The sequence below is a fragment of the Parasynechococcus sp. genome, from assembly GCF_042954245.1.
GTDB lineage: Bacteria > Cyanobacteriota > Cyanobacteriia > PCC-6307 > Cyanobiaceae > Parasynechococcus.
This window is the reverse complement of sequence record NZ_JBGKDP010000129.1, coordinates 1-2,926: the sequence shown is the minus strand read 5'-3', so window position 1 is coordinate 2,926 and position 2,926 is coordinate 1. Positions and strand designations below refer to the sequence as shown.

The following is a 2,926-nucleotide window of genomic DNA, read 5'->3' as shown; positions in this document are numbered from 1 at the left end:
CCAATTCCTTCGCGGCAATGAGCAGGTGCTCGAGGCATCTATCCTCAGCACCTGCAACCGCCTTGAGATTTACACCCTGGTCCGCAATCCGGACCTCGGCGTGTCTGCTGTCAGCGATTTCCTCAGCAGCCACTCCGGCCTTGAGACAGGAGAGCTGACCCCTCACCTGTTCAGTTACCACCACGAAGATGCTGTCGACCATCTGATGCGGGTGGCAGCAGGTCTCGACAGCCTTGTGCTGGGGGAAGGTCAGATCCTATCCCAGGTCAAAAAAATGATGCGGCTCGGCCAGGAGCACAAATCCCTGGGTCCGATCCTGAATCGCTTGCTCACCCAGGCCGTCACCACGGGCAAACGAGTCCGCAGTGAAACCAACCTCGGAACAGGTGCTGTTTCGATCAGCTCAGCCGCCGTTGAGCTCGCCCAGCTCAAGCTCGGTCAATCTCGGGGACTGGATCAACTGGTCACCCTGGAAAGCGAGCAGATCGCCGTTGTGGGTGCCGGGCGCATGAGCCGTCTGTTGATTCAGCACTTACAGGCGAAGGGTTCCTCCGGTGTCGTTCTGCTGAACCGCACCGTTGAGCGGGCCGAACAGCTGTCGGCTGATTTCCCTGATCTCCCTGTTTACTGCAGGCCGCTTACGGACCTCGATCAGTACCTGAGCACCTGCTCGCTGATGTTCACCAGCACCGCCGCCGATGATCCGATCATCGATGCCGCGCGTCTGGCTCCTCTGAACCGGCGCAGCAAGCTTCGCCTGATTGATATCGGGGTGCCGCGCAATATCGCTGCCGATGCTGCCGATGTCGAGGGCGTCGAATCCCACGATGTGGATGACCTTCAAGAGGTCGTTGCCCGTAATCAGGAAGCCCGTCAGGCCATGGCCCGGGAAGTTGAGCAGTTGCTTCAGCAGGAAGCGCAGCAGTTCCTTGAGTGGTGGGACAGCCTGGAGGCTGTGCCCACGATCAACCATCTGCGCTCTTCCATGGAGTCGATCCGCACTGAGGAACTCCAGAAAGCCCTCAGCCGAATGGGCCCTGATTTCTCAGCCCGGGAACGTAAGGTTGTTGAAGCCTTGAGCAAGGGCATCATCAACAAAATCCTCCACAGGCCGGTGACCCAGCTGCGCGCTCCCCAGACCCGGCAGGATCGCCAACAGGCCCTTCGAATTGTCGAAAGACTATTCGATTTGGAAGCATCTTAATCCGTTGAGCCATTCAGTCGCGATTTGAATCCCAGTAATCTCGACTGATTCTTTCCAAAGACGGTTTCGAAGCCAAAAACTCCGGTAAGTTCTTGCGGCAACGCCGATTTGGGATAGCGGCATGAAGCGGGTCTTGGCCATCATTCTGGGCGGGGGAGCGGGCACACGCCTGTACCCGCTCACAAAAATGCGTGCCAAGCCGGCCGTGCCCTTGGCAGGCAAATATCGATTGATTGATATTCCGATTAGCAACTGCATCAACTCCGACATCAACAAGATGTACGTGATGACGCAGTTCAACAGTGCGTCACTTAATCGACATCTGAGTCAGACCTACAACCTCAGCAATTCCTTCGGAGAAGGTTTTGTTGAGGTGCTTGCGGCCCAGCAGACCCCTGATAGCCCCACCTGGTTCGAAGGCACTGCAGATGCCGTACGCAAATACCAGTGGTTGTTCCAGGAATGGGATGTTGATGAGTACCTGATCCTTTCTGGCGACCAGCTGTATCGGATGGATTACAGCCTTTTCATTGAGCATCATCGCCGCTCAGGCGCCGATCTCACTGTTGCTGCTCTTCCTGTTGATCCCAAACAGGCTGAGGCCTTCGGCCTGATGCGTACTGATGAAAACGGCGCGATCAAGGAATTTCGCGAAAAGCCAAAGGGTGACTCGCTGCTCGAGATGGTAGTTGACACCTCTCGTTTTGGCCTGAGTGCTGATTCAGCTAAGGAGAGGCCTTACCTGGCTTCGATGGGCATTTATGTTTTCAGCGGTCAGACCCTGTTTGATCTGCTCGACAAGTATCCAGGTTACAAAGATTTCGGCAAGGAAATCATCCCTGAGGCTCTCGCGAGGGGCGACAAGCTTCAGAGCTATGTGTTCGACGACTACTGGGAAGACATCGGCACCATCGGTGCGTTCTACGAAGCCAATCTGGCGCTAACCCAACAGCCCACGCCCCCCTTCAGCTTCTACGACGAGAAGTTCCCTATCTACACCCGTCCCCGCTACCTGCCCCCGAGCAAGCTTGTTGATGCTCAGATCACCAACTCGATCATTGGAGAGGGGTCCATTCTGAAGTCCTGCAGCATTCACCACTGTGTGCTGGGTGTTCGTAGCCGGATTGAAAGTGACTGTGTTCTGCAAGACACGCTGGTGATGGGCGCCGACTTCTTTGAATCGCCCGACGAACGCGCTGTGCTGCGCGAGCGAGGTGGCATTCCTTTGGGCGTGGGCAAGGGCACCACGGTGAAGCGAGCCATCCTTGACAAGAACACCCGCATCGGTTCGGGTGTCTCGATCATCAACAAGGACAACGTGGAAGAAGCCGATTGCTCGGATCAGGGTTTCTACATCCGCAACGGCATTGTTGTTGTTCAGAAAAATGCCACCATCGCCGACGGAACGGTGATCTGAGCCCTGGAACCGCTCTCAGGAATGAGCCGACGTCTCCCTGATCCGATGGCTCATTCCTGACATTTATTGGTTGATTTGCGGTCGAGACCAGCCGAGATCAACACACTGATATCAGTCGTCTGTGGTCCTTCCGGCCATGTCCAAGTCTCACTTCGGCCTCATTGGTCTTGGCGTGATGGGCGAGAACCTCGTCCTTAATGCGGAGCGCAATGGTTTTTCCAGCGTTGTCTACAACCGCACCTACGCCAAAACCGAGGACTTCCTCCAGGGACGTGGCAAGGACAAGAACATCCAGGGCGCCACTG

At 56.2% G+C, this 2,926-nt stretch carries 3 protein-coding genes; all 3 read left to right on the top strand.

Annotated features, from left to right (window positions below; all coding sequences use genetic code 11):
* Window positions 1-1,204: glutamyl-tRNA reductase (locus ACGVJ8_RS05775; protein WP_392346254.1), on the top strand; the 1,204-nt coding region annotated here is incomplete at its 5' end.
* Between the two features lie 121 nt (window positions 1,205-1,325).
* On the top strand, window positions 1,326-2,621 hold the full coding sequence (locus ACGVJ8_RS05770; RefSeq protein WP_392346252.1) for a glucose-1-phosphate adenylyltransferase: 1,296 nt from the start codon (window positions 1,326-1,328) through the stop codon (window positions 2,619-2,621).
* 136 nt (window positions 2,622-2,757) lie between these two features.
* On the top strand, window positions 2,758-2,926 hold a 169-nt coding region (locus ACGVJ8_RS05765; protein ID WP_392346257.1), incomplete at its 3' end, for an NAD(P)-binding domain-containing protein.

Bases quoted from the DNA above. Each gene is read 5' to 3' on its own strand.
- ACGVJ8_RS05770 (WP_392346252.1), top strand. From the start codon at position 1,326: ATGAAGCGGGTCTTGGCCATCATTCTGGGCGGGGGAGCGGGCACACGC.